The 25481-nt window shown below is 37.3% G+C and carries 25 protein-coding genes; 13 read left to right on the top strand and 12 right to left on the bottom strand.

What is annotated here, in order from left to right; genetic code table 11:
* The first annotated feature begins 89 nt into the window (after window positions 1-89).
* From M900_RS10465 to M900_RS10435, 7 genes are read left to right on the top strand one after another with little or no spacing between them, the layout of a single operon-like run.
* A complete protein-coding gene (locus M900_RS10465; protein WP_021274794.1) occupies window positions 90-1259 on the top strand; it encodes a hypothetical protein in 1170 nt (389 codons plus the stop codon).
* A complete protein-coding gene (locus M900_RS10460; protein WP_021274801.1) occupies window positions 1260-2714 on the top strand; it encodes an NAD(P)/FAD-dependent oxidoreductase in 1455 nt (484 codons plus the stop codon). It abuts the gene before it with no gap.
* Window positions 2707-3447: a 3-oxoacyl-ACP reductase FabG gene (gene fabG / locus M900_RS10455; protein ID WP_021274811.1), complete on the top strand. Its 741-nt coding sequence runs from the start codon at window positions 2707-2709 to the stop codon at window positions 3445-3447. The genes M900_RS10460 and fabG overlap by 8 nt, the downstream gene beginning before the upstream one ends.
* Window positions 3447-3860, top strand: a complete 414-nt coding sequence (gene fabZ / locus M900_RS10450; RefSeq protein ID WP_021274804.1) for a 3-hydroxyacyl-ACP dehydratase FabZ — start codon at window positions 3447-3449, stop codon at window positions 3858-3860. Before fabG ends, fabZ begins: the two co-directional genes overlap by 1 nt.
* Window positions 3861-3870: 10 nt before the next feature.
* Window positions 3871-4665, top strand: a complete 795-nt coding sequence (locus tag M900_RS10445) for an enoyl-ACP reductase (protein ID WP_021274843.1) — start codon at window positions 3871-3873, stop codon at window positions 4663-4665.
* On the top strand, window positions 4665-5078 hold the full coding sequence (locus tag M900_RS10440) for a thioesterase family protein (RefSeq protein WP_021274825.1): 414 nt from the start codon (window positions 4665-4667) through the stop codon (window positions 5076-5078). Before M900_RS10445 ends, M900_RS10440 begins: the two co-directional genes overlap by 1 nt.
* Window positions 5079-6143, top strand: a complete 1065-nt coding sequence (locus tag M900_RS10435) for an AI-2E family transporter (RefSeq protein WP_021274798.1) — start codon at window positions 5079-5081, stop codon at window positions 6141-6143.
* Here the strand turns inward: M900_RS10435 and M900_RS10430 are convergent.
* Both M900_RS10430 and M900_RS10425 read right to left on the bottom strand, forming a co-directional pair.
* The gene (locus M900_RS10430) at window positions 6140-6907 is read right to left on the bottom strand and encodes a TSUP family transporter (protein ID WP_021274795.1); all 768 of its coding nucleotides are present in this window, start codon (window positions 6905-6907) and stop codon (window positions 6140-6142) included. The two genes, M900_RS10435 and M900_RS10430, sit on opposite strands and share 4 nt — an antisense overlap.
* Window positions 6908-7032: 125 nt before the next feature.
* Complete coding sequence (locus M900_RS10425; RefSeq protein ID WP_021274803.1) at window positions 7033-7770, bottom strand: glutathione peroxidase; 738 nt, start codon at window positions 7768-7770, stop codon at window positions 7033-7035.
* Between the two features lie 280 nt (window positions 7771-8050).
* Between M900_RS10425 and M900_RS10420 the strand changes: the two genes are divergently transcribed.
* Window positions 8051-10108: a hypothetical protein gene (locus M900_RS10420; protein ID WP_021274852.1), complete on the top strand. Its 2058-nt coding sequence runs from the start codon at window positions 8051-8053 to the stop codon at window positions 10106-10108.
* Here the strand turns inward: M900_RS10420 and M900_RS10415 are convergent.
* From M900_RS10415 to M900_RS10375, 9 genes are read right to left on the bottom strand one after another with little or no spacing between them, the layout of a single operon-like run.
* Window positions 10082-10468: a response regulator gene (locus M900_RS10415; RefSeq protein ID WP_021274799.1), complete on the bottom strand. Its 387-nt coding sequence runs from the start codon at window positions 10466-10468 to the stop codon at window positions 10082-10084. The genes M900_RS10420 and M900_RS10415 overlap by 27 nt on opposite strands.
* 8 nt (window positions 10469-10476) lie before the next feature.
* A complete protein-coding gene (locus M900_RS10410) occupies window positions 10477-11448 on the bottom strand; it encodes an NAD-dependent epimerase/dehydratase family protein (protein ID WP_021274807.1) in 972 nt (323 codons plus the stop codon).
* Complete coding sequence (locus tag M900_RS10405) at window positions 11445-13073, bottom strand: fatty acid CoA ligase family protein (protein WP_021274837.1); 1629 nt, start codon at window positions 13071-13073, stop codon at window positions 11445-11447. The genes M900_RS10410 and M900_RS10405 overlap by 4 nt, the downstream gene beginning before the upstream one ends.
* Window positions 13051-13941 carry an alpha/beta fold hydrolase gene (locus M900_RS10400; RefSeq protein ID WP_021274797.1) on the bottom strand — a complete coding sequence of 297 codons (891 nt, stop codon included), beginning with the start codon at window positions 13939-13941 and terminating at the stop codon, window positions 13051-13053. Before M900_RS10400 ends, M900_RS10405 begins: the two co-directional genes overlap by 23 nt.
* Window positions 13941-14972 carry a 3-oxoacyl-ACP synthase III gene (locus M900_RS10395; protein ID WP_021274828.1) on the bottom strand — a complete coding sequence of 344 codons (1032 nt, stop codon included), beginning with the start codon at window positions 14970-14972 and terminating at the stop codon, window positions 13941-13943. The genes M900_RS10400 and M900_RS10395 overlap by 1 nt, the downstream gene beginning before the upstream one ends.
* Before the next feature lie 15 nt (window positions 14973-14987).
* The gene (locus tag M900_RS10390; RefSeq protein WP_021274856.1) at window positions 14988-16367 is read right to left on the bottom strand and encodes an NAD(P)/FAD-dependent oxidoreductase; all 1380 of its coding nucleotides are present in this window, start codon (window positions 16365-16367) and stop codon (window positions 14988-14990) included.
* 49 nt (window positions 16368-16416) lie between these two features.
* Window positions 16417-16662 carry an acyl carrier protein gene (locus tag M900_RS10385; RefSeq protein WP_021274802.1) on the bottom strand — a complete coding sequence of 82 codons (246 nt, stop codon included), beginning with the start codon at window positions 16660-16662 and terminating at the stop codon, window positions 16417-16419.
* Between the two features lie 18 nt (window positions 16663-16680).
* Window positions 16681-17919: a beta-ketoacyl synthase gene (locus tag M900_RS10380; RefSeq protein ID WP_021274793.1), complete on the bottom strand. Its 1239-nt coding sequence runs from the start codon at window positions 17917-17919 to the stop codon at window positions 16681-16683.
* Window positions 17916-18527 (bottom strand): GbsR/MarR family transcriptional regulator, encoded by a 612-nt coding sequence (locus M900_RS10375; protein ID WP_021274849.1) that lies wholly within the window; start codon window positions 18525-18527, stop codon window positions 17916-17918. Before M900_RS10375 ends, M900_RS10380 begins: the two co-directional genes overlap by 4 nt.
* 363 nt (window positions 18528-18890) lie before the next feature.
* Here M900_RS10375 and M900_RS10370 point away from each other — a divergent pair, with 363 nt between their 5' ends.
* The 4 genes from M900_RS10370 to M900_RS10355 all read left to right on the top strand — a co-directional run bounded on the left by M900_RS10370 (window position 18891) and on the right by M900_RS10355 (window position 24538).
* Complete coding sequence (locus M900_RS10370; protein WP_157680634.1) at window positions 18891-19754, top strand: hypothetical protein; 864 nt, start codon at window positions 18891-18893, stop codon at window positions 19752-19754.
* Window positions 19755-19861: 107 nt separating this feature from the next.
* Window positions 19862-20935: an RluA family pseudouridine synthase gene (locus tag M900_RS10365; RefSeq protein ID WP_021274812.1), complete on the top strand. Its 1074-nt coding sequence runs from the start codon at window positions 19862-19864 to the stop codon at window positions 20933-20935.
* Between the two features lie 20 nt (window positions 20936-20955).
* Entirely contained in the window at window positions 20956-22554 is a 1599-nt protein-coding gene (locus M900_RS10360) for an SDR family oxidoreductase (RefSeq protein WP_021274808.1), read from the top strand.
* Between the two features lie 169 nt (window positions 22555-22723).
* The gene (locus M900_RS10355) at window positions 22724-24538 is read left to right on the top strand and encodes a GMC family oxidoreductase N-terminal domain-containing protein (RefSeq protein ID WP_021274791.1); all 1815 of its coding nucleotides are present in this window, start codon (window positions 22724-22726) and stop codon (window positions 24536-24538) included.
* Window positions 24539-24566: 28 nt separating this feature from the next.
* Here M900_RS10355 and M900_RS10350 read toward each other — a convergent pair whose 3' ends face one another.
* Window positions 24567-24974: a hypothetical protein gene (locus M900_RS10350; protein ID WP_021274830.1), complete on the bottom strand. Its 408-nt coding sequence runs from the start codon at window positions 24972-24974 to the stop codon at window positions 24567-24569.
* Window positions 24975-25164: 190 nt separating this feature from the next.
* Between M900_RS10350 and M900_RS10345 the strand changes: the two genes are divergently transcribed.
* Window positions 25165-25461, top strand: a complete 297-nt coding sequence (locus M900_RS10345; RefSeq protein WP_021274839.1) for a hypothetical protein — start codon at window positions 25165-25167, stop codon at window positions 25459-25461.
* Window positions 25462-25481 lie beyond the last annotated feature (20 nt).

Genomic DNA, 25481 nt, shown 5'->3' with positions numbered 1-25481 from the left:
ATTGCTGTTTTTGATAAAAATTAACCTATAAATCGTGACTCATGATTGCCCTTTGGGTACTATATTCACAAAAAAATGGCAGGTTTATTATGCAAAGAGTTATAGGATTAATTACAGCTTTATTTTCATTTTCTACAATGGCGCTAACGCCGAAATTAATTGTCGCGACAGGGACTAATGGTCATATGTTACCGGCCGTTAGTTTTCTTACAAATGTCTCTCCGGCAATTAACTCAAATGGAGATATTGCATTTAACGTTATGGCCGCTGGAGATGCTGGTGTTGATAGTGCAATCTTTTTTATGAAGGCCGGTGCTGATCAAGCTGAGTTTCAGACAGTTCTTACTGGTGGAGTTTTTGCTTCAGACGTTTCTCTTTCTAATAATGGACTTCTTGCATTTGGGACACATGATGGTGGATCAAGTCAAGGTAGTTTCGGTTTTAATACGGCTACTAAAGAAAAAACAGAAATCATGGAGCTAAAGAGAGAAACTTTTGCGATGTCAGGTGTTTCTGTAAACGAAAATGGTCAATATATACTTCGTCTTATCGAAGATCGTGGCGAAAGAGCAAATCAAAAAAGACTTATTGTTATTGATGGACAAGAAACAAGAGAAATCATCGCAGATAAGCAAGATGGCGTCTCGTACCTCTTTAGTCATCATGTTGCCGGAGACAATATTCTCTTTAAAGTTCGTTATGGAGAACCTGGTGCACTAGGAGAAGGACAGCCCGATAAACTTTGGAATTATTCAATCTCAAAGGGAAGGTTTACTCCTGTAGCTCTTGATAGAGATGCAATGCCGTCTTCGAAAATTATTTCGATTGAAAATCAGTATGGAATTTCGAGAAATGGAACAATTGCTTTCTTTGCAAAAACAGATGCTGGGGTTGTTCTTTATTTGTCTAATAATGATGGAATGAAAGTTGTGTTAACAGAAGGTAAAGAAATCAAAAACTTCGATAGATTCTCTCCGTCTGTTAATGACAAGGGGCAGGTTCTTCTTCGTGGTGAAGATTTCGACGGGAAAAAGACACTTTTCTTCTTTGATGGAAATTCGTGGTCGTCAATTTATAAGCAAGGTGAGATAGTTTCACTTGATCAAAAAAAGTATGAACTTTCAAATTCTCGAGGCATCACTTTCATCGGAAGACCAGGTTTAAGTGAGAATGGAGAAATTGTTTTTAATGCAATATTAAAAGAATTATCTTCGGGAGAAGTTCTCGAAGGTATCATTAAATTAGAGTTAGGAAAGTAAATGTTATTGAAGAAGAATGATAAAATCACAAAGGATTATGATGTCGTTGTTATTGGCTCTGGTTTAGCTGGTATGACGGCCGCAAATAAGCTTGCACTGGATGGAAGAAGTGTTCTTCTTCTTGAGGCCCACAATAAACTGGGGGGCTTTGCGACTTGGTTTCGAAGACCAGCAAGTGAAGGAGAGAGACACATTTTTGATATTTCTCTTCATGGTTTTCCATATGGTATGGTGAAGACTTGTCGTCGTTACTGGTCTAAGGAAATTGCTGACTGTATTGAGCGAGTACCAAAAATTAGATTTATTAATCCTCAGTTTGATATTGAAACAGATTTTACGAAAGAAGATTATATCAATATCTTGGTAACGAAGTTTGGTTTAGAAAAAGACTATGTTCTAGGTTTCTTTAAAGAACTACGTGAAATGAATTTCTACGATGATAGTGCCCAAAAGAACAAAGATCTTTTTGAACGCTACTTTGGAGATAGAAATGATGTTATCCGTTTCCTCCTAGAGCCGATGGCCTACGCTAATGGATCGACTCTTGAAGATGAAGCGATTACTTTTGGTATCGTTTTTTCAAACTTCATGAATAAAGGTGCTTATATCTTTAGAGGTGGTACGGATAAGTTAATTGGAATGATGAGAGATGAGCTCTTAAAAAATGGTGTTGATATCAAGCTTCAAACAATGGTTGATAAGATCATTGTTGAAAATGGTAAAGCTCAAGGAGTCCAAATTGGAGAAACAGCTGTTCGTGCACGTTCGGTAATCTCTAACTCATCTCTTCATGGAACTATTTTTAAACTATGTGGGAAAGAGAACTTCTCTCCTAATTTTGTTGAAAAAGCACAGAAGGTTAGAGTTAATACTTCAAGCTGCCAGGTTTTTATGGGGCTTAAGGAAGGTGAGAGTATCCCTCATATTGGTGAACTTATCTTCTATTCTGATACTAAGAATTTTAATACCGAAGATCTTCTCTCTCCAAAGGCAGAGAGTCAGACTTTCTCAATATATTACCCTGATATGAGACCAGAGCTTCCACAAAAGTATGCTATCGTATCAAGTATTAATGCTCGTTACGAAGACTGGAAAGATCTGACTAAAGAAGAATATGATGCTCGCAAGAAGTACTTAATTGAAAATGCTATCTCGACTTTTGAAAAAATCGTACCAGGTATTAGAGAGAAGATTGATTACGTTACAGCATCATCTCCATTAACAGTTGAAAAATATACTCACCACCACTTTGGCTCAAGTTTTGGAACTAAGTTCGAAGGACTTGAGGTTTCAAAAGAAATCACAAACCAAATTGAAGGACTATATCATAGTGGTTCTGTTGGAATTATAATGTCAGGTTGGCTTGGGGCCGCAAATTACGGTGTGATTCAAGCTCACGAATTAAATTTATATCTCGATTCAAATAATACAATTAAAGAGGATTTACATGTTTAATTTTGATAATCAAGTTGCGATTGTAACTGGTGGAACTAGAGGAATTGGTAGAGGAATCACTGAGGCATTCTTAAATGCTGGTGCACGTGTAATTGCTACTTATTCTTCAAATGATGAGAAGGCCAATGCTTTTAAAGAAGAGCTTGGTGCTCTTGGAGAAAAACTGACACTTAAAAGATTTGATGTTTCAAATGCAGTTGAAGTCGATGCATTTTGGACAGATATCCAAGGTCAATTTGAAAAAATTGATATTCTCATTAATAATTCAGGAATTAGAAAAGATAATCTCTCTCCTGTCATGCCAGATGAAGACTGGACCCGTGTTCTTGATGTTAACTTAACAGGATCTTTTCTTATGACAAAGAGAGCTGTTAATCACTTCCTATCAAATCGTTATGGAAGAATTATTAATATGAGTTCAGTTGGTGGAGCTCTTGGTCTTCCGGGACAGGCAAATTACGCGGCATCGAAGGCGGGTCAAATTGCAATGTCAAAATCTATTTCTAAAGAAGTAGGAAAGAGAAATATTACAATTAATAACGTATGCCCGGGATTCATCGATACTGAACTCATCGCGGATCTTCCGGAAGATCAAGTCAAAGAGTACAAGAAGCAAGTTCCGATGAAGAGATTTGGAACTGTTGCTGAAGTTGCACACGCAGTACTATTTCTTGCCTCTAAAGAAGCAAGCTATATCACTGGCGCATCTCTAGAAATTACTGGTGGTCTATAATGTCTGAAGTAGTAACAGATCTTATCCCACAAAGAGCTCCATTTCTCTTTGTTGATAAAATTATAGAAAGGCACGAAACAAAAATTCTAACTTCATATCAAGTTCTTGGAAGTGAAGATTTCTTTAAAGGACATTTTCCAGGAAACCCAATTATGCCAGGTGTTCTTTTACAAGAGGCCTTATTCCAAACTGGTGCCTGCTTAATGGCCAATGCTACTGGTGGTGGGCTTGGTGTTGTGACAAAAGTTTCTAATGCAAGATTCAAGTCGATGGTAAAGCCTGGTGATGAACTTGTGATGGAAGTTGAGCTTGTTGAAAATCTTGATAATGCATTTTATTTTAAAGGAAAGACAAAGGTTTCTGGAAAGACAGTTCTTTCAATTGAGTTTACTTGCGCAAGCTTAAAGAGCTAATAGGATAAAAATGAACTTTTTAAATATTGATAATAAGACATTTCTTGTAACAGGTGTTTCCAATAAGAAGAGTGTCGCTTACTTTAGTGCAAAAAATCTTCTTGAAGCCGGTGCAGAAATTATTTTCACTGTTCAAAGTGATGAGCATAAAGAAAGAGTCGAAAAACTCTTTCCTGATTCTGATATTTATATTCTTGATGTGAAAAATCAAAACTCGATGACAGAACTTTGCACAGTACTTAATGAGAAGAATGTTAAGCTTTCTGGGATTTTACACTCGATTGCTTTTGCAAACTTAACTCGTCCAGTTCCATTTCATGCAACATCATGGGAAGATTTTAGTGAAGCAACACAAATTTCATCTTTCTCGCTAGTTGAACTTACAAATGCTCTTATCCCAATTCTAATGGAAGACGCAAGCATTGTAACGATTTCAATCTCTGATACGAAAGCGACGAGTTATGGCTATATGGGACCTATTAAGGCGATGCTTGATGCAACAGTTTCATATCTTGCAAAGAGCTTATCAGAAAATGAAAGTACAAAGTATAATCGTGTGAATGCTGTTTGCGCGGGACCTCTTAAGACATCTGCTTCTGCGGGCATACCTGGTTATATTGATAGTTATATCTTTGCTGAAAAGCTTACAATGAGAAAGAAGGCCTTGGTGACAGCAGAAGTTGCGGATACTGTTACTTTCCTTCTAAGCCCTCGCTCAAGCGGGATTAATGCAACTGGTATTTTGGTTGACGCTGGAATGAGATCAAATCATTTTGACTCTTCAGTTGTCAGAGGAAATAACTAGTGGCCCGAATTAAGCTTCAAATTCCTGAAAGTCATCCAGTTTTTGAAACAAAAGTTAGCCTGACAGTTAACTTTATCAATTATGGTGGACACATGGGAAATGATGCTATCCTGACACTCTGTCAGGAGGCACGTATTCGTTATCTGAAGTCGCTTGGATTTAGTGAACTAAATTACTTTGGGAAGAGTATTATTCAGGCGGATGCAGCGATTGTTTATAAAGGTGAGGGTTTCCTTGGAGATGAACTCACGGTAAAATTATACCTAGATGATCTTAATGAATATGGTATGGACTTTTTCTATCTCTTTACAAATGAGACGACAGGAAAAGAAATTGCCCGAGCTAAGACTGGGATTGTCTTCTTTGACTATGAGGCGAGAAAAATTTCTAAAAGACCGCATGAGGTGGAATAAGTGAATAATTCAAAAATACAGAGTACCTATTTCTTCTTAGTTTTATTTCTACTTATCGGACTTAACGTCTATCTTCTCTCTCCAATCTTTGGGGTTTTTATGTTCTCTGCGATTATCGCAAGTACATTTTGGCCTCTCCATGTTTATATCAAAACCAAAACTAAAGTCTCTGAAAATAACGCTGCAATCTTGACGACTCTTTTTATCAGTCTTGTGATTGTTGTTCCAATCGTACTTCTACTTATTGGAATCAGTAAGGAACTTATTACTTTTTACCAGATGATTTCGACGCCTGAAAATATTTCTAACTTTAAGGCCGATATTCTCTCTAAGAAACACTTAACAGATCACCTTCTTGTTGTGCTTGATAAGATTGGTATCTCTGTAACGATGGAAGATATTATCAATATGATTCTATCCAAAGTTCAAGGAGTCACTGGCCATATTTTTAAGTGGCTTAATGGACTGCTTGGAAGTGGGTTAAATTTTATTTTTCAATTAATACTACTCATTATGATGATCTATTCCTTCTTTTCTCGTGGAACTCAACTTAAAGAGTACGTTTTTGCAATTTCTCCTCTGCCTAGTGACGTTGAAGAGTTACTTCTTTCTAAGTTTAATCAGATGAATTACGTGACTCTTATTTGTAATGGACTTGGGGGAGTGATTCAGGGGTTAATCGGCGGGCTTACGATGCTGGTTTTAGGGTTTGGTTCAATGTTTCTTTGGACGACTCTGATGATTGTCTTGGCATTTATTCCACTCGTTGGAATTTCTTTTATTACAGTCCCTGCTGCGATTTATCTTTTATTAAAAGGCAGTATCGCTTCGGGTCTAATTCTTGTTGCTGTAACAATTGTGACTTCTACGCTCGTTGAAAATTGGTTTAAACCTGCTTTTATAGGTAAAAAAATCAAGGTCGATTCGATGCTAATGCTCTTTTATATCATTGCCGGAATGATGACTTTTGGCATGGCCGGAATATTTTACGGGCCGGTTATTTGTGTCGTTCTTATGACAATTTTTGAGATCTTGAGAACATACTACACAAAGTCACTCGATTAAGAGTGGTAGAGATCAAAAAATGATTTTAAGAGTAGAGCAATAAGTACCAGATTAAATATAATCGACACGACTTTTGTATTTCCCTTAATCACGTGGCCTGAGCCTAAGTAATTACCTAGTAGTGAACCAAAAATGGCCACCGATGCAATTTTCCATGCAATCGCACCTTTAAAGATAAAATAGATAAATGCAGAGATATTACTTGAGAAATTGATGATTCTTGCATTTGGAGATGCCTTTACCATTTCCATATGAAGAAAAATTGAAATTGAAATAATGAGAAATGTCCCCGTTCCAGGGCCAAAGAATCCATCGTAGCAACCAATGACAAGACCAATGAGAGCAATGCGTGCGATCATCTGTTTCTTTGTGAGGTCATTCACTTGATCAGGTTTAATTTTTGATCTCTTATAGTTTAAATATAAAATTACTGGTACAAGAATGATCAGTAGATAAACCATTTTTTGGTTGTCGAGAAACTTACTGAAGTATGCGCCTGTATAAGAACCGATGATTCCAGCGATCACTCCGTAGACCATTACGTGTAAGTTTATTGACTTACTTTTTAGGTAGCGAAAAATTGCCATGGTCCCACCAGTTGTTGAGACACATTTATTAGTTCCAAGAATTAACTCTGATGGGACACCAAGGGAAATATATGTAGGAATAGTGATAAGACCTCCGCCTCCGGCGATTGAGTCTACAAAGCCCGCAAAACCGACAAGGACAAAAAGTATTACATATTGAATGAGTGATAGTTCCATAATTACCTCTACATTATTTTAAACAACAGTAGGGAATGTGGATATAACATTTTTGTCTTTTGCTATAAAGGTACTATGTTTAGTAGTTTGATATCTGATGCAAAAGGCCCGAAGGCCTTATATATTTAATCTAAACCGTAGAACTTTTCCAGATCATCACGCCCGCCAATGTGCTGACCATCGATGAAGATTTGTGGAACCTTCGTTTTTCCAGTAATCGCAAAAAGGGCAGAGTTGTTGGTGTCACGGCCAAGAACAATTTCGTTGAAGCTTTCATCGCGTTCTTTGAAAATCTCTTTTGCACGCACACAGTGTGGACAACCTGGTCTTGTGAATAAAGTTATCGATTTAGGTGGTGTTGCCTTATCATTTAAATATTTAAGCATTGTATCTGCATCACTAACTTCAAACGGATCACCTGGTTTCTCTGGCTCAATGAAGGCCTTCTCGACGACGCCATCTTTAACAACCATTGAGTAACGCCACGATCGCTTTCCAAAGCCAAGATTTGTCTTATCCACAAGAAGTCCAAGGCCTGCGCTAAATTCACCATTCCCGTCAGCAATTGTTTTTAAGTGTTCAGCATTTTGATCCTTAATCCATGCACTCATGACAAATGGATCATTCACAGAAAGAACGTAAATATCATCAATTCCTTGCTTCTTAATCACCTTCGCTAATTCATTATAGCGTGGAAGGTGAGTTGAAGAGCACGTCGGAGTGTATGCCCCAGGTAGTGCAAATATAACCACTCTCTTGCCACTGAATATTTCTTCATGTGTTTGTTCTGATAAAGACCCATCCTTGTGAATCTTGAAATTCGTTGTTGGAACCTTCTTTCCTTCTATACTTTCAAATGCCATAAATCCTCCTAGATTCGATATATAGTGATTATCGAGCATTTTTTCGAATAGGTGAAATCGATTAAGAATATGTTGATATAGTTAAAATCTATTAAAATTAGACTATAAATATATGGATTAATAGGACTAACTTATTTCTTTAACCGTTATTACCGCTTTTCCCGATAGGTCTGTATAATTTTTCCCTGACGGATAATCGAAGTTACTTTTAGCTGCACGTTGGATCTTCTAAGCTACTTCATCACTCAGGCAAAAGTTATGGGCCTGTTGGGGGTGTAAAGTGAAGATACTAGCGATTCTTGTAGTGTTCTTTTCTCTAAATTCATTTGCACAACAATTCTCTACTTTTCAGTTAGGGCAGGCATTATTAAACTCGCAAGCTTCAAGTACCAATCCAAATAACATTGCTAACTACTCTGATGTTTATGGTCAGATTCTTTCTCACTATCAAACTAATTATGAAACAATCGGTTCACGTTTAGCTGACCAGTCAATTAATAATGGAATCTTTGGTGGAACAAATATGGTTGGTTGGAAACATGCCAATGACTTTTCTAGTTTCAAGGTTCTTTTTAATCGCTCAATTGCACCAGCATTATTTGTTGAAGATAAGTATATCGTTAATGATGAAATGATTATTGAGATTGATGCCGCTGCATTTTTAAAGAAACTTAAAAATGAGGACGTTATTAATATCAGTGACAAGAACTTACTCGCATATGCTGGTCTTACATATAAGAGAACTATGCGCTTTAATCACTTTGCAGATAATGTGAGTGATGGTCTTCAGACAAAGTTTGACCATCTCTTTTTCATTTTTAAATACTTCAAACCAGAAAGTCTTCATCAACTTTCCGACTATGACTATGTGACTAAGGAAGATTCTTTTACGCTTGGAGCTGGAGGAATGGCCACTGCTCCAATTGGAACATACTTTTCGGGTGGAATTGGTGTCTATTCAAATTTTGTCAAAAAGTCTAAGGTCACGGTTCAAAAGCTTGGGCCTGATGATGAGAAGGAAGAAAATGAAGTTCTAAGACTTACTGCTGAAGATACAAAAGGTATTGAAGCAGGTGCAAATGCTACTCTTCTAATGGATTTCTTCGGACTTTTAAAACTCACTCTTTTTCAGTATGACTTTGAGTACTCATACGAAGGAAGTTATAAGACGTATCTCTCTCTTTACCAGCAAGACCTAACAGACAGTCAGGTGATGGGACAGGTGGAACAAGTTCTAAAATTCAAAAATTATAATAATGCTATTCTTGCGGACAATATTAAGACTAAAGAAATGAGACAGAAGGAAGTGAAGACTTCAAAATTTCTTGCCTTCATCTGGGGTGGTATTAGAAATGCTGCCACTGAGTTTAGTGAGATTCTAAAAGAAGGTGTCGTTTTTAAGTTCTTCACTCATAACTATGAAAAGCTAAGTTATAAAGAAAATTTCTTCTCTAAACTTTTAACTGCGGCCCTTGGTAAACTACTTGGTTTTGAACAGTTGGCAGCTCGTACAGAGGTTGAAAGTAAAACCGTTTCAATTAATTACGAGGCCTCTGAAAATATTCTAAATACGAAACGAGACTTTAATATTTTTGCTGATAATATCTTAACTGTTGAACTAGGTAACCGTTATCGAATTGATCAAAACTCAAAGCTTGCCAAGGACAAGGTTAAGAGTGCAATGAAAGATCGCCTTGTAAATAGAACTAATAGCTACTCACTGTTTCAAGCTGTATTTAATAATGCCATCACTGCGCCTGCTGAATTTAATTCTCAGATTATGCTAGATAATACAAATCTTGAAGTTTTCATTAGGCAGAATAGTTCTAATGTATTTTCAATTTTAAATAATATCTGTAGTTCAAAGTCAAAAAATATTTTTTCTAAGCTTAGGTCCTTGTTTGGTGGTTGTAAGCACCAGCTGTATGGAAGTTATAATAATTTTTTAAAAGAGTGGACCACTGTAAACTTTGGTGGATATGTTTATAAGAAGTGTAGTAAGAAATATAGATGGAAATATATTTTTAGGCCTAGCAAGAAAAAAGTGATGATTCAAAAGTGTATGGAAACAGAAAATAAAATCGCTGGGGACTTACGTGATAAATCACTACCACTTTGGCGTTTTAAAGACTTTTCAAATGATCTCGTTAATAATGTGGAAACCGTAAATTCGCTTCACCAGATCTTTGGTTCTTTTAATAATAAAGGCTATTTTCAGGCCACTGTTAATGGAGCGACCGGATATAAGAATTATTTTAACGAAGGTAAAGTGAAGGCAAATATTATTACACAATTCCAATTAGAAAATAATTTACGCGCCCCTGCTAGTGCCGAATAGTTCTTCTAGTGCATCACCAATTTTCGTTGGGCTGTACGGCTTATTCAGAAGGTAATCAACTGATAGGTATAAGTCATTCTCCTCAACTAACTGGATGAGGGAGAGGGACTTTCCAGTTGCAAGAATTATTTTCATTTCAGGGTTTTTCGTCCCTTCAATCTCTCTAAGTAAATCTTCTCCCGACATTACTGGCATTTGATTGTCAGTGAAGAGTAGATCAAAGTCTTGTTTCTCTAAGATGTCGAATGCTTCTTTACCATTGCTGCATAGAGTTGGTTCAAAACCCATCTCTTCAAAAATTAAATTCAAAAGAGATCTGATTTCTTGTTCATCATCAACAATTAAAACTTTCTTAGACATAACAATCCTTATAAGTCTTTAATGGCCTCATCAATTGATACTACCGGAGAGTAGTTAAAATCTCTCTTTGCATTATCATGTGAAAAGTAATGCGAAGTACCAAGTTGCAATGCCACGAACCTCGTCATTGGCGGGTGTATATTGAATATTTTAAATGTTTTTAAAAATAATTCAACAAGGTAACCAATAGCATAAGCAGTATTAATGCTGACTTTTTTTGTTACGGGTTGTTGACCTTTATGTACAAGAATAGAATTGATGAAGCTCCATAAATTTACAGGTTTTTCCTGAGCGATAAAGTATGCCTTATGATTATTCTTAGCGTCACCTTGCAGCTCTTCAAAGGCCAGTAGATGAGCATGTGTGGCATTGGTCACATGGATTACATCAACGAGGTTAGAGCCATTACCGATAATTTTAAGTTTTGAATTTTTATTCGCTTCAAGTAGGCGTGGGATGATATTTTGATCTCGCTTTCCAAAAATAAGATGTGGTCTTAAAGCACATCTTTTAATTGGACTATTGTCGTTTAAGATATATTCTTCGGCCATCGCCTTGCTCTTAGCATAATAGCTCAAGTATTCTTTCGGGTACCCAAGTGACTCATTGGCTCCTTCAATAGCATCTTTTCCAAAAACAACACTTGGAGTACTTGTGTGGACAAAGTACTTTACTCCACAATTCTTAGCCTCATCAAATAGATTCTTAGTGCCTTCAAAGTTGATACGATAAAACTCTTCCCATTTTCCCCACATTCCAACTTTGGAAGCGACATGGAAAATAGCTTCAAAGTTTTGTGAGAGGGCATGTTGAACATCAGTTACATTTGAAAGATCACCTTGAATTGTTGAAACACCAATGGCATCAAGTTCTTTTGTGTGAGAACGTGAAAAGTTAACTACTTCATGTCCTTCTTTTTTTAGCTCTTCAGCAATATGTAATCCAAGAAAGCCTGTTGCCCCTGTAATTAAAATCTTCACTTCACTTTTCCTGCGTTCACAAGCTTTTCAATGAGCTTTCTATCGATTTTAATATTATGTCTAATATCAACTGGAAACTTTTCCATAAAGTAGATATTTTCAATATCTTGAGTATGTTTATAGCGACTACCAAGTTGCATCAGATCTTTTTTGAACTGATACTGATGGTAGTACTTTTCATTAGGCTCAATAACGATCGCTGGTTTCATCTTTCCGTCTTTTTGTATTCCTACGAGTGCTGAACGTCTTACGAGTAGGTGATTGTTAAAGATTGCCTCGACAGGAATTGAGTACTTGATTTGATCTTCAAGCTCAAGACGATGAATCTTGCGCCCCATAAACCAAAGTCTACCTTGTTCATCAAAGTAGCCGACATCCCCCATTCTGTGCCAGAAAGTGTCTCCATCTTTGATTTTCGCCTCAAGAGCTTTATCAGGCATTTTGTAATATTCTTTCGTTACCACATCTCCACGAACGATGATTTCGCCAACTTGATTAGAAGACACTTCTTCGATGTCTTCAAATGAGGTAATGACGCGATCATGGGCCTTGATAATTTTAATTTCAATACCTGGAGCCGGTGTCCCAATACAGGTTCCATTTCCATCATTTGAGAGTTTAGCCGTATTTTCTAGAATATACTTTCCACTAACGTTTGAGATTGGAAGGGCCTCTGTTGCTCCGTAAGGAGTATATGTAGTTCCATTGGTAAGAACTCGTTGTAGTTTCTTGTGAAGCTCAACACGAACAGGTGCACCAAACATCACAAGATACTTCACGCTTGGAAGGATAAGATTATTTTCAAGACAGTAATCAGCGACCCTCTCCCAAATGGCAGGCGAACCAGCGACAAATGTAGCATTATTATCTGCAATATTTTGAACTAGTGCCATTGGTTTACACTTTGCCGGCTTTGATGGATTCATATCCGGGATACAGCTTGTCATTCCCATGGCCATTGTAAAGAATGAGAATAGTGGAAAACCTGGTAGATCAATATCCTTATCTGTTAAAGAAAACATCTCTTGTAAAATATCTGTCTGCTTATTAAAGATCTTATGGGTGTAAACAACTCCCTTTGGAATTCCTGTACCCCCAGAAGTAAAAAGTATTGCTGCCATATCTTCAGGATCGCACTGTTCTGTGATAAACTCCTTCGGTGTGGCCTTCTTCATTTTTCGAAGTGTATGTGTATCTTTATTAAAAGCAATTCCTGTTGAAATAAAAGTTTTGATTCCTGCAAATGCCTCTTTAAAAAAGATTCTCATGAAGTGAACTTCTGGAACTGCCATTAGTGCATCTGGGGCTACTTGCTTGATCGCTGTAATAAGATTCTTTCTTCCCATACCTGGATCAATTAAAACAGGTACCGCACCTAGTTTGAAGATTGCAAAAACGAGAGCAGAGAAATCAAGTGAGGGCCTAACGAAAAGAAGAACCTTGTTTCCTTTTACGATTCCTTGATCTCTAAGATAAGAGGCGTAGTGACTACTTCTATCATTTAGCTCTTTGAATGTAAGAGACTTATATAAATAAGTATCATCCCCAAGTTTTTTGGGGAATTTAACAGCTATCTGCTGTGGTCTAAGTTTTGCCTGTGCTTCAATTCGACTGGCTATGTTCATTAAAGAATCCTTTGATCTCTTGCATGCATCTTTCGGTCTCATCTTCCATAAGATAGTGACCTGCATTTTCTAGAATTACATACTTGTCACTTGGGAAGAAATCTCTCCAGCGCTTTAAGAAGTTGAGTGTGAAACAGAAGTCCTTTGCACCCCATAAGAAGAGTTTTGGACAAGTAACTGTTGGTAGCTTTTCTTCAATTTCTTTTAGTGTATTGAAGCTTACGTGATTAGTATTGAGAGGAATATCTTTTACAAATCTCGCTGTCGCAATTCTATTTTCGTAGTTATTATATGGATGAAGAAAACCTTCTTTAATTTCTTTTGGAAGCTTCTTTTCCACGGCCATAAAAGTTGCAGGCCATGCAAATGCATTGAAGTTTCTTACAATTTTCTCTCCAATTAATGGGAGCTTACAAATTGAGATTGAGAATGGAATTTCCTGCGAAAGAAAGGCCGCCGTATTCATTATGGTCATGCGCTTAACTTTACTTGGTAGGCGAGTGGCCACTCCCATTCCGATTGCTCCGCCCCAGTCGTGAACGATAAGTGAGAAACTTTCAAGCTTAAGCTCTTCAATGAGTTTTAAGATATTTGAAATATGATTCTCTAGTGTGTAATCATAATCTTGTGGTTTATCACTAAGCCCACAACCAATATGGTCAGGAACAATACAACGGTGATTTTTTTTTAATTCATTAACAACATTTCTATAGAAAAATGACCATGTTGGGTTTCCGTGAAGCATAATCACCGCTTCGCCCTGTCCTTCATCGATATAGTGAAGTTTAACCCCATCTATGTTCAAGAAGTTACTTTTAAATGGATATTGTGTCTTCCAAGTTGTCTCTTGTAATTGTTGTGTTTGCATTACCACTTAACTCCTAGTGCAAGAGAAGATAGGCCACTGCCAATTCCTACTAATGCAATTCTTTCACCTTTTTTAATTGGTGTATTTTCATGTTTTAATATTAATGTCGTTGGAAGCGCAGCTGAACCTGTATTTCCAAGAAATGGAAATGAATCATAGGTACCATGTTTATCAAGTCCAAGTCTTGAGAGGACAATTTCCTTGTGGGCCTTCCCTACTTGGTGACCGATTACAAGATCAACGTCATTATTAGACCAAGAAAGATTTTCTTTCGCTTTTGACCATGTCTTATCCGCAAGAATTTTTCCATGTTCTAATAAGGCTTCAGAATCTGTTTCCATAAATAATGAGTTAGGATCACCATCTCCTTGGCAAAGCTTATTGGCCGTGGAATCTGTAAGGATTGCTCCTCCACAAATTTCGTGACCATCGGGACACAGATCCTTACTCGTTAATACAAAGGCACAGGCGCTTGAACCAATCGTTAAATTAGCAAAGTACTTCTTAATTGATTTTCTTGTGATTGTTTCGTCAGTGTTTAATCTTCTGACCGTCTCATGTAAAAGAGGAGCGCCATTTTCTCCAGAGACAATGAGTGCTCTTTTAATCTGTCCAAGCTCAATCATATTGGCAGCGACAACAAATGCATTCATCACGCCAAGGCAAGCATTTGAAAGATCAAAAATTGTACAATTTTCATTAAGCTCAAGATCTCCGTGAATGATTGAAGCCGTCGATGGCTCTAAAAAATTACGACAAACAGAACCGTGAATAAGAAGGTCAATATCTTCTTTTTTTACTTTACCTTTTCTAAAGAGATTATTCGCCGCGGCCGAAGATAAGCTACTTGGGAGAGTTCCGGCGGGCCATACTCCACGCTTTTCAATTCCCGTCATCAGCTCAAGTCTTCCCGCAGGAAGCTTTAGTCTCGTATAAATAGGCTCAAGCATCTTTTCAAGATCAGCGCTTGTAATATATTCCTCTGGGAGGTAAGTCGCAAAATCTTCGATGACGACATTTTTAAACTTCATTATCTTTCCTTGTTTCTATTCCATTAATCCGTGAAGATTTGCCATTGAAATCCCACTTAACATCGAACCCACGATTCCAAGAAATCCCTGGTCGGTTCCACAAAGATAAAGCCCTTCGATATGAGTTTTGCCATTTCTAAGCTTATCCGTTGAGCCATAGACAGTTCCACCAAAGTGACCAGTATATCTTTCAATTGTTGTTGGAGTGAAGACATCTTTAAATAAGACTTTTGCCTCAAATTGATTGAAGCAACTCTTTATTGTATTAAATGAGTCCTGTGCCAGAATTTCTTTCTTCGCAAGGTACTCTTTTCTTTCAAGTTCTTTCCAGAATTTATAATTAGCAATATAAGTTACCCTCGCAATTCCCTCATCACTTGTGTCGTTTTTAAAATTATTTGGAAAACAAATAACAGCACTTCTATTGTCATAGAATGTCTGAGGTGACTTATATTCGTAAATATCACTGTCATTGTAGAAAATAATTGTTTCATTAATTCCAAGATCAGCAGGTCTCTTATCGAGACAAAGAATAGACTCACAAAAAGTCAGTGGACCAACTTCTGGTAGTCCCTTACTCGTCTCTCCTGTAATTGCCATGGTTTCAGGGTGTCCCATGCTTGAGATTACTTTTTCTGTCTCTAGAATATCGCCATTTTTTAGTGTGACACTTTGAATTTTTCCGTCTCTATGATCTATGCTTGAAACTTCGGCCTTGAAACGAAGTTCTCCCCCAAGTTCTTCATACTTCTTTAAAAGAAGATTGATGACTGTGCGAACACCTCCATCTGGGCGACAAAAACCTTCTAAATAAATACTTTTAAACATGATAACAAATTGAGAGAAGTCCATATCATTCTCCCATGCCGATCCGTAAATCAATAGGGGAGCAAAGATCATCTCGATTAAGAGATTGTCCTTTAAAAAATTTCTGGCGACATCTTTTGCCATGAATGTTTCATTATCAAGGGCCACTTCATTGAAGTCTTCAATATGCTTTACAAACTTTATGAAACCGTCAATTTCATGTGGGAATTTTTTGGCCACTTCGCTTGTGAGTAATTCAAAATCATTCGAAAAGTGCATTGATTCAGACTTAAACTTAATTAGAGAAGTCGATTGTTCACTAAGTTCTAATTCTTCATATCTTATACGTAATTGTTTTAATAGTTTCGTTAGAGGTTTTGCCTTTGTTCCTTTTTCAACAAAGTTTGTCATCGCGTGTAGACCAACGTCGAATTTTCTCTTTCCTCTTTGGTAGTAAGAGTTAAGTCCCCCTGAGATAAAATGCTTCTCGAGGATAACAACTTTCTTCCCATACATCGCCAGTCTTATGCCAGCTGCCAGGCCGCTCATTCCTGCGCCTATAATAATTGTATCGTACTTTTGCTTCATAAAGGCCTTAAGAAAACAGGGAGGCAAACCTCCCTGCTACTTCAAATAATTATTGGAATTTTGGTGTTAAGTAAGCAACACAACTGCTCATTGATGCTAGTTGTCCGTAATCTTCTTGTGGAACTTCTACTTGGTGTCTTTTCTTAAGTTCCATTACGATATCAAGGAAGTCCATTGAATCAAGATCAAGTTGTTCTCTAAGTGGTGTTTCATCAACAATATCATTTACGTCGTCGTCAACTGCGATGTCTGCGATAATGTCTAATACGATTTTTCTTACTTCTTCAGCTGTCATTTTCTACTCCTGTTTTAATTAGTTATGATATTTTTTTACGATTAGTACTGAATTTATTCCTAACATTCCAAATGAACTATTAAGAATATAATTTACTTCTCTTGTAATTGGTTTATCGAGAACTAGTCCATCAAATGCACACTCTGGATCAAGATTCTCTATCTTGTGGCATGGGTGGATAAGGTTGTCGCTAAAGCTTGGAAGATTTCCTGCAAGTTCAAGAGCTCCGGCAGCTCCCATTGAGTGTCCAATAAGTCCTTTTGTACAGTTTACTTTTGTATTTGGACTATCTGCGAACATTTCTATAATTCCCTTCATTTCTTGGATATCTCCCATTTGAGTTCCTGTTGCATGAAGGTTAACGATATCAATTTCATTCTTTTCAATTTTTGCTTTTGCAATAGCTGCTTTCATACATTCAAGTTGTCTTGTTGGATTAGGAAGTACAAAATCCGTTGCATCACTATTACTATGGTAACCAACAATCTCTCCGTAGATTTTTGCCCCACGAGCGATAGCATCTTCAAGTCTTTCTAGTGTATAAACAGCCCCACCTTCAGAGATAACAATTCCATTTCTATCTTTATCAAGCGGCTTCGATGCCATTGACTGATCTGTTGGATTATCTGCTAGTGCTCCTTGGGCCATGAATGAAACATGGTTTCCAAAACTATTTGATGATTCTGAAACACCGCCGGCCAGTGCAAGATCTACTTCTCCAAGTTGAAGCATCTGAACGGCCTGAATAATTCCCATATTTCCTGCCGCACATGCCGCACCAATTGTGTAGTGAGGACCAGTGATTCCAAGGTTTAGAGAAACTTCTCCTGCCGGGTTATTTGCAACTGTTCTTGGATTATGATGATGTGTCCAAAGTTTTGTATTTTCTTCGTTATTTTTATAGAATTGGAAAAGTTCTTCTTCTGTTTCAACTGGCCCATGCTCAGTGATACCAAGATAGATTCCAACTCTTGAAACATCTGTTTGCGCTAAATTAATTCCCGCGTCGTCTAAAGCTTCTTTAGAACAATATACAGAAATCGCACCAACTCTCGTTCCACGTCTTCTCATTTTTTTCTTCTGATGTTTTTCTTCATCGAAGTTACATTCGCCAACAGGAATTTTACCCATGAAGCGGACTTCTTTCTCCGTGATTCCTGATTTTTGCTCAAGTAGAGCTTTTCTATACTCTTGTAGGTTATTACCATTTGGCGCAGTTAATCCTACACCTGTAATTACAACTCTTGATAAATTCATCTGATATCTCCATTTGAAAGCCAGTTACCAAGCTTCCCCATAATTTTGTTCTGTATTTGTTCTTTTGCATTTCCAAGGTGTGGCATATTAGTCTTTAAAAGATTAAATACCTGTGGAAGCTTTTCAATGATAGGGTATGGGTTTTCAATCTCATCTGTGAGGTCAACAAGAAATTGACTCACTGTTTTCGCAAATTGCGTTGTTACAAGAATTGAGCCTAGTCGCGACTTTCTTTTTTCATCTCCAACTATTTGAAGGGCCTTCATGCTCATCTTTTCAAATTCTTGTAGATGACCAAGCTCACGCTTTCTAATGACACTTGAAACAATTTGAATAGCATCCTCTTTTACCGTGTGAAGTTTTAGCCTCTTTATTTCTTTGTGATCATGAGTCTCAATCATTGAGTATAAAGTTAGCGTCTTTAAAGATTGTGACACTGCACTTTGTGAAAGATTTAAGACCTTCTCAATTTCTTCAGAGCTTAATGCATCTTTAGAAAAGGTTAGTAGTCCAAAAATTGCACCATCAATTCTTTTAAAGCCCACACGAGAGAAGAAACTCTCAAAGTGAGGGAGTAAATCGAATAGTTCATCTTCAATTTTTTGCATTGGTGACCTTATATTACAAAAATAAAATATATGAAATATTACTTCCTTTTATTACGTCTTGAAAGACTTATTTTATGTGCTATGTGTCTAAAAATATTGAACTTTTTGGGGTCATTTCGGTTCCAAAATCTTGAACGGTGACTAAATGACTCCACTATTTACTCGTGCGCTTTGCATTAATGGTGTCAAAGTCATTCCAATATCTTATCTAATTTTGGCACGGGGATTGTATATAAGTTTTACACTTACGTTTCAAACATGAAGTTTCTACGTTATACACACTGTGTTGAAAATGTTTTTCATTTATCGCGCACACATAACAAGAAACTATTTATAGGAGAGAGGGATTCAATGGAGAAAAAAATGACTAAGACACTTAAGAATTTAGCACTACTATCAACAACTGCAATCATGCTAGCGTCATGTGGTGGTGGCGGAGGTGGAGGTGGTTCTACTTCTACTTATGGAAAATATACTTCTCCATCAATCAATGGGCAACAGTTTGTAAACGCACTAAACAATACTGATCCAGCTTATACTCCGTATAACACAATGGAAAAGGACGAGTGGGCATCTTTAAAAGATGGTTGGTTTGTATATTATGATGGTAAATATGACGAGTACGTTGCAGTAGACGTTTATTACCTTAAGACACTTTCTTATTGGGATTACTACTCAAGCAACTCTTCACTTGCACGTGAGTTTAGAGATGTACAAGCGGATGATGAATTTGACTTTGGATTTATCGGTGATGCTTGGGGTGACAACTACGAAATCGTAGATCTTTACGGATATGATGTTCTTAATGATGAATATGTATACGAAGGGATCATCACAGGTGACCTATACGAAGATGAGCAACAAACAACAGATACTGGTCTTATGGCAGCAAACAAAGAAGACCTAGAAATGTTTAAGAAAGCTTCTGACTACTCTGTTGCTTTTAAAATTCCAGCAGAGAAAGCACTTTCTCTTGTAACAATGGAAAAAGAAGTTAAGAAAATGCTTGAGAGCTCTTCAAATGGTGAGCTAAGAGCTGAAGATCAACAAGCAATTGCTAAGAATATCGAGCACTTCACTGGTAAAACTTTTGCAGATTTCGAAGCTGCTAAAGAAGATTCAGCTGCTAGAGAAAAGCTAATCGAAGAAGTATCTGCTCACATTGGAACTCCAGGATCTAACCTTGAAAACGTTATCCTTCCAGAGCTTCTAAGTATCGATCTTTAATAAATAAATTTAAAGTAGAGTATTATATAAAGGGCCTCGTCATTGACGGGGCCTTTTTCGTTTTTCTAATTCACAAGCCATCATAAATAAGCTAAATATGGTGGGTTATGGCCATACTAAGGAAATCATTCACCACTGAAAAATATCAAGCGACTTACTACGTTGAAGAAAGTCACGAGGGAATGCGCCTTGACCAGTTTCTACAAATTTACTTGGAGACCTGGTCGCGTCAAGAAATCAAAAAACGCATCAAGGCCGGCGATGTTGTTATTCATAATCGCGAGGGGAAGCATCGCCCATCGACTATTTTACATTATCAAGAAGAACTAACTTTTACAGTTCCAAATACTACTCAAGAAGATGAGTACTGGAATGGGGAGTTACTTGAAAAAGATGAGCACCCTGAAGTTCTTTATGAAGACAAGAATTTAATCGTCATTGCAAAGCCTGCTTACATGGCCGCCCACCCGACAGGATCACATCTTTTTTACTGTGCGACTGTTTATTTTGGTGAAAAGTATAATCAGACAATCCACAGCATTCACAGGCTTGATCGTGAAACATCAGGCGTGATGCTACTTGGAAAGAATCCTGAAACATCAAATACCCTTGGTGAAGAGTTCTTTCATGATAAGGTGAAGAAGTGTTATTTCTTTATTTCAAAAGAAAATGAAACCTATGATGGCCGTGAGTATTTTGAATCAAAAGAGAGGCTTGGGGCAGGAGATACGGGGCTTAAGAGAGTCTATATCGATCATTATCCTGAAGACTCCCATGAAGGAAAGCAGGCCCATACAAAATTTAAAGTTATATACCGTGAAAATGGTTATGCTCTAGGTCTGGCCTTTCCACAAAGTGGTCGTCAGCACCAGATCCGCGTTCATGCGATGGTAAGGGGACTTCCACTGGTTGGTGATAAGCTCTATCTTGGAAGTTTCAAGATGTTTCAACGCTTTAAAGATAATTATGCAACACCTGAAGATCATGAGTTGATGGAGTTTCATCGCCACGCTCTTCATGCTGTTGCTCTTAAAATTAATTATCAAGGTGGACAGAGTATTTTCCGTTCTGGTCTACCAAGAGATTTTATTCCTTTCTTAAAAGAGAAGCTTTCAATCTCAATCAGCGAGATTGAGGAAAAAATGCAGGCCGGAATTTTAGAATATTTTAACTCCATTTAATATAAAAGAGAGAATTCTTAATGAGTGAAAACGAAGAAAAGAAAATTGAAACCCACGAAGACTACCTTGATGAACTCAAGCATCGCTTCACTGATGAAGAGCTTGATAATTGTCTCGAAATTCTTGGTATGTTTGTAGAACATAGTGAGCAACTTGTTCACTTAAGTGAAGAGAAGCGAGTTAAACTTCTAACTTTATCAGGAAGATTATCTCGTCCAGATAGAAAAGAGATTGCTAAACGTCAAAAAGATGTGAAGCGTATTAGAAAGAAAAAGAAGACTCTTGCTGATAGAGAGGCCCGTGCGACTACTGGAATACGTACTGCTCGCGAAGATGCAATTTTTGTTGCTCCAAAGATGATTGGGATGGATCAAGCATCTCTTAATGCTGCACAACCGGAACTTTCCTCTCCACGAAATTGCTATGTTTGTAAGGTAGAGTTTACAAAGCTTCACCACTTCTACGATACAATGTGTATTGATTGTGGGGACTTAAATTATTTTAAGCGTCATCAAAGAACAGATCTGACTGGTCAAGTTGCGCTTATTACTGGTTCGAGACTTAAGATTGGATACCACGCAACTCTTATGATGTTACGTTCTGGAGCTACTGTTATCGCGACAACCCGTTTCCCTGTAGACTCTGCAATAAGATATTCAAAAGAAGAGGATTTCAAAGAATGGGGGCATCGTCTTCATATCCATGGACTTGATCTTCGCCATACGCCATCTGTAGAGTTATTCTGTAACTATGTCGAGGCCACATATGATCGTCTTGATATCTTAATTAATAATGCGGCCCAGACCGTACGTAGACCACCTGGGTTCTATGCACACTTAATGGAAAATGAGGCGAAGGCACTTTCTGATCTTTCTCCAGAAGCGCAACAACTCCTTCAACGTCAAGAGGCGTGTTTGATAGAGCTAAGAAATGCTGGCCAACACTTAACTGGGCCAGTTGATACTGAAGCAATGCCTGTTTCATGGCATAAGCATGAGGCCCCTGGACTTGGACTTCGTGAATCAGCAAAGCTTTCGCAAATCCCATATACAATTGATGACTCTCTTGTTACTCAAGAAATTTTCCCTCAAGGGCAGCTTGATGTAGATTTACAACAGGTAGATCTCAGAAAGACAAATAGCTGGCGTTTGAAAATCGGGGAGATTAATACTCCGGAGATGATTGAAGTTCAACTTGTAAATGCTATCGCTCCGTTTGTTCTTTGTAACAAACTGACGCCGATGATGAAGCGTGACAACACTGGAAAGAAACATATTGTTAACGTAACGGCAATGGAAGGGAAGTTTCACCGTTTTAAGAAAGAGCCAAGGCATCCGCATACAAATATGGCAAAGGCCGCTTTAAATATGTTAACTCACACGTCGGCATCAGAGCTTGCTGATCATGGTATTTATATGAATGCTGTTGATACAGGATGGGTAACTGATGAAGATCCAGTTGAATTAGCAAAAAGAAAAGAAAACCTTCATGACTTTCAACCACCTTTAGATATCGTTGATGGAGCCGCTCGGGTATGTGATCCTTTTATTGATGGTATTAATACTGGTAAGCATTGGTGTGGAAAATTTCTTAAAGACTACTTTCCTATTGATTGGTAGCAACGAAATTAATCAGTTATAAAGATCGAGATGCGCTTGTCGCATCTCTGATTTTCTTGGCCCCTCTACGTTATAACAGTTTGGTGAGGGCAATATTTTGTTCATGTAGTAAATATTCTCTCGTTTGTTAAAATATATTCTGTAATTGGCCTTGGCCAAGGAGTGTATTATGGCAACAAGAAGAACTTTTTTACTAACAACTACAGCTTTTCTCACTTCTTGTGCTCAAAATTTGAAAAGAAGGCCATCTTCCATAGTTGACTACTTCTTCCCAAGCTCACAAAACAATTCTCTCTCAATTAAGGGTATTAAGAATCTTAAGGATGAATATGATCTTTTAATCATCGGATCTGGCTATGGTGCAAGCGTAGTGGCACAAAGAATGTCTGAAGAATATCCTAATGCAAGTATTTGCGTTCTTGAACGAGGTAAGGAATTTAATCCAGGAGATTTTCCCAAAAAAATTACTGATATGGCCACAGCTGTTCGAAGTAGTGTTAACCCTAATGGCCTTATTGATCAAACGCTAGGAAAAGATGATGAAGGTGATCTTGATATCATTTCGGCAAATGGTCTTGGTGGAACATCTTTGATAAATGCTGCAATTGCCATTAGACCAACACGTGCAGTACTACTTCAAGATGAGTGGCCTAAAGAAATACGGGAGGATGTTGAAAAGCATTCTATTCACGCTCTTGGTGGGCTCGAAGATTATTATAGAAGAGCGGAGCGGAAACTTGAGTCAAGAGCGAATCAAGCTGATATTGAGCAAACAACCAAGTCGAGTATATTTGGGAAAGCAGTAAAGAAGCTTAAGGTAAATGTTGGTTTTTTAACTCTTAATATTAAATATACTGATAAGTCTCAATATAGCGTAGACCGCGGCGATTGTACTATGTGTGGAGACTGTTGTTCTGGCTGCAATGTTGGTGCTAAGAATATTCTTCCTTATAACTACTTATATCAGGCTCAGGCAAATGGATGTGAAATTTTCACAAATGCTGAAGTCGAAAATATTTCAAAAACATCTTTTGGATATGAAGTTAAAGTTGTAGATCCAACGACAATGAAATTGATGAATAAAGTCGTACGAGCAAAGAATGTTGTTTTAGGTGCAGGTTCTCGTGGGAGTACTTCTATTTTACTAAAGTCCCAAAAAAACGGATTGAAGCTTTCAAAAGTTCTTGGAACAAGGCTATCATTAAATGCTGACGTTATGGGTTTCTGCTATAATGGAAATGCGATAACTAATTCTGTGGGAACAGGGGTTTCAAAGCGGAAGTTCTTTGCTCAGGGAAAAGTTGGTCCAGGTATTTCAACTTATGGAAATTATCGAGAATTAAATAAAGATAAAAATCTAGAGAAGCAGTTTCTTTTATTAGAGGGATCTATTCCTTCTCCTATCGCCGGTTTCGTTGCTACTGCACTTGCTCGTTATTCTATTCATAATAAAGATAAAATATCTTTTTCAAAGGCACAGTGGGATAGAGTTGAAAAAGACAAGGGACTTTCTGTCGACTCGAGCAAACTTGAGGTTGATGGTGCTCTTAATTACTCAACGCTTTTTCTTGCTTGTGGGCACGATGCTTCTGCTGGTAGATATGTGTTAGATAAAAATGATAAGATCAAAGTAATTTATAAGGATGTCATAAAAGAGGAATTCTACTCTGTCATTACTGATAGAATGAAAGCTGTTTCAAATGAGCTTGGTGGTCTTTACTTAGATAATCCAAGAACTTCAATATTTAAAGATAAAATGATGGCGACCCATCCTCTTGGTGGTTGCCCTATGGGAGATAGTCACCGTACAGGAGTTGTTAATCATAAGGGGCAAGTCTTTTCTGATGATGGAAATTTATATGAAGGTTTCTATGTTGTTGATGCATCAATAATTCCACGCTCTCTTGGTGCAACACCTCTTTTGACTATTACAGCTTTAGCCGAGAGGATTTCTGATAAAATGATTCAAGATAATATTTTATAAAAAAAGCCTTCGTATGAAGGCTTTTTTATTATTTACTCATTGAACTTTGAACACACTTTTCGATCTTTCTTGTTACATCAAAATCTGAACCGTAATCATCACTTAAATTATAAGAAGTTCTTACGAATTCTGGAGAGTACTCATCTTCTCCACCTACAACTTCACAGCTAAGTAGCTTCATGTCGTCATGGTTACCTTGCCCATACATTGCAGACTTGAGGAATGCTGCTTCCTCTATTTGCGAACATACTTCATTGATATTTCCATAGAAACAGAACTCTCTAGAACGAACTGAATCTGATTCCTTGTAGTTAAAGCTTGAGTCGCTAAAACCAATGATTGGACCAAATGTTTCATCAGATGTGATGATAAATGTATCTTTCGCAAGCGAAGATAGGCTTATAAGGCATGCCAGTGCCAAGATTGTGTTTTTCATGAATCCTCCAGAAATATATTTTGCTCTATATAGCCTTCTAGGGAGATGAAGACAACCATTGCTATTTAACTCTGCAAAAATTTCAACTGTCTAACTTCTATACACTATCTATAGATTATACAATATTTAATGGGCCTACCTTGATTCTTGATAGAGTGTTTCCATCTATATTTAAAATTTTGGAGGCCCTATGTTAAAGAATATCATTCTACTATCTATTGTCTGTATCCTTGTTCAAAGTGCATTCGCCTCTTCTGAGTGTGAAAGAAATGTCGCAGCTAACGTATTGAAAATGGACGTTGTTCATAATGGGCTTGAACATATTTCTAATAAGTTAGAGAAATCATCAAAAAAAGATAAGCGTGAGCATATTGACTCTGTTGACTCTAAAAACTCCATCTATTTTCACACTTATCAGCTTGCAGAGCTTGTTTGTAAAAATCTGCAGAATTCTCAAAGAGATGTGGCATCTAATTTGCAAAAATAAAAGCAAATCAGCCTAAGGAT

Origin of the sequence: Bacteriovorax sp. Seq25_V (assembly GCF_000447795.1) — a bacterium.
Taxonomy (GTDB): Bacteria; Bdellovibrionota; Bacteriovoracia; order Bacteriovoracales; family Bacteriovoracaceae; genus Halobacteriovorax_A.
The sequence above is the reverse complement of the archived record's forward strand: the minus strand, read 5'-3'. Positions and strand labels throughout refer to the sequence as shown.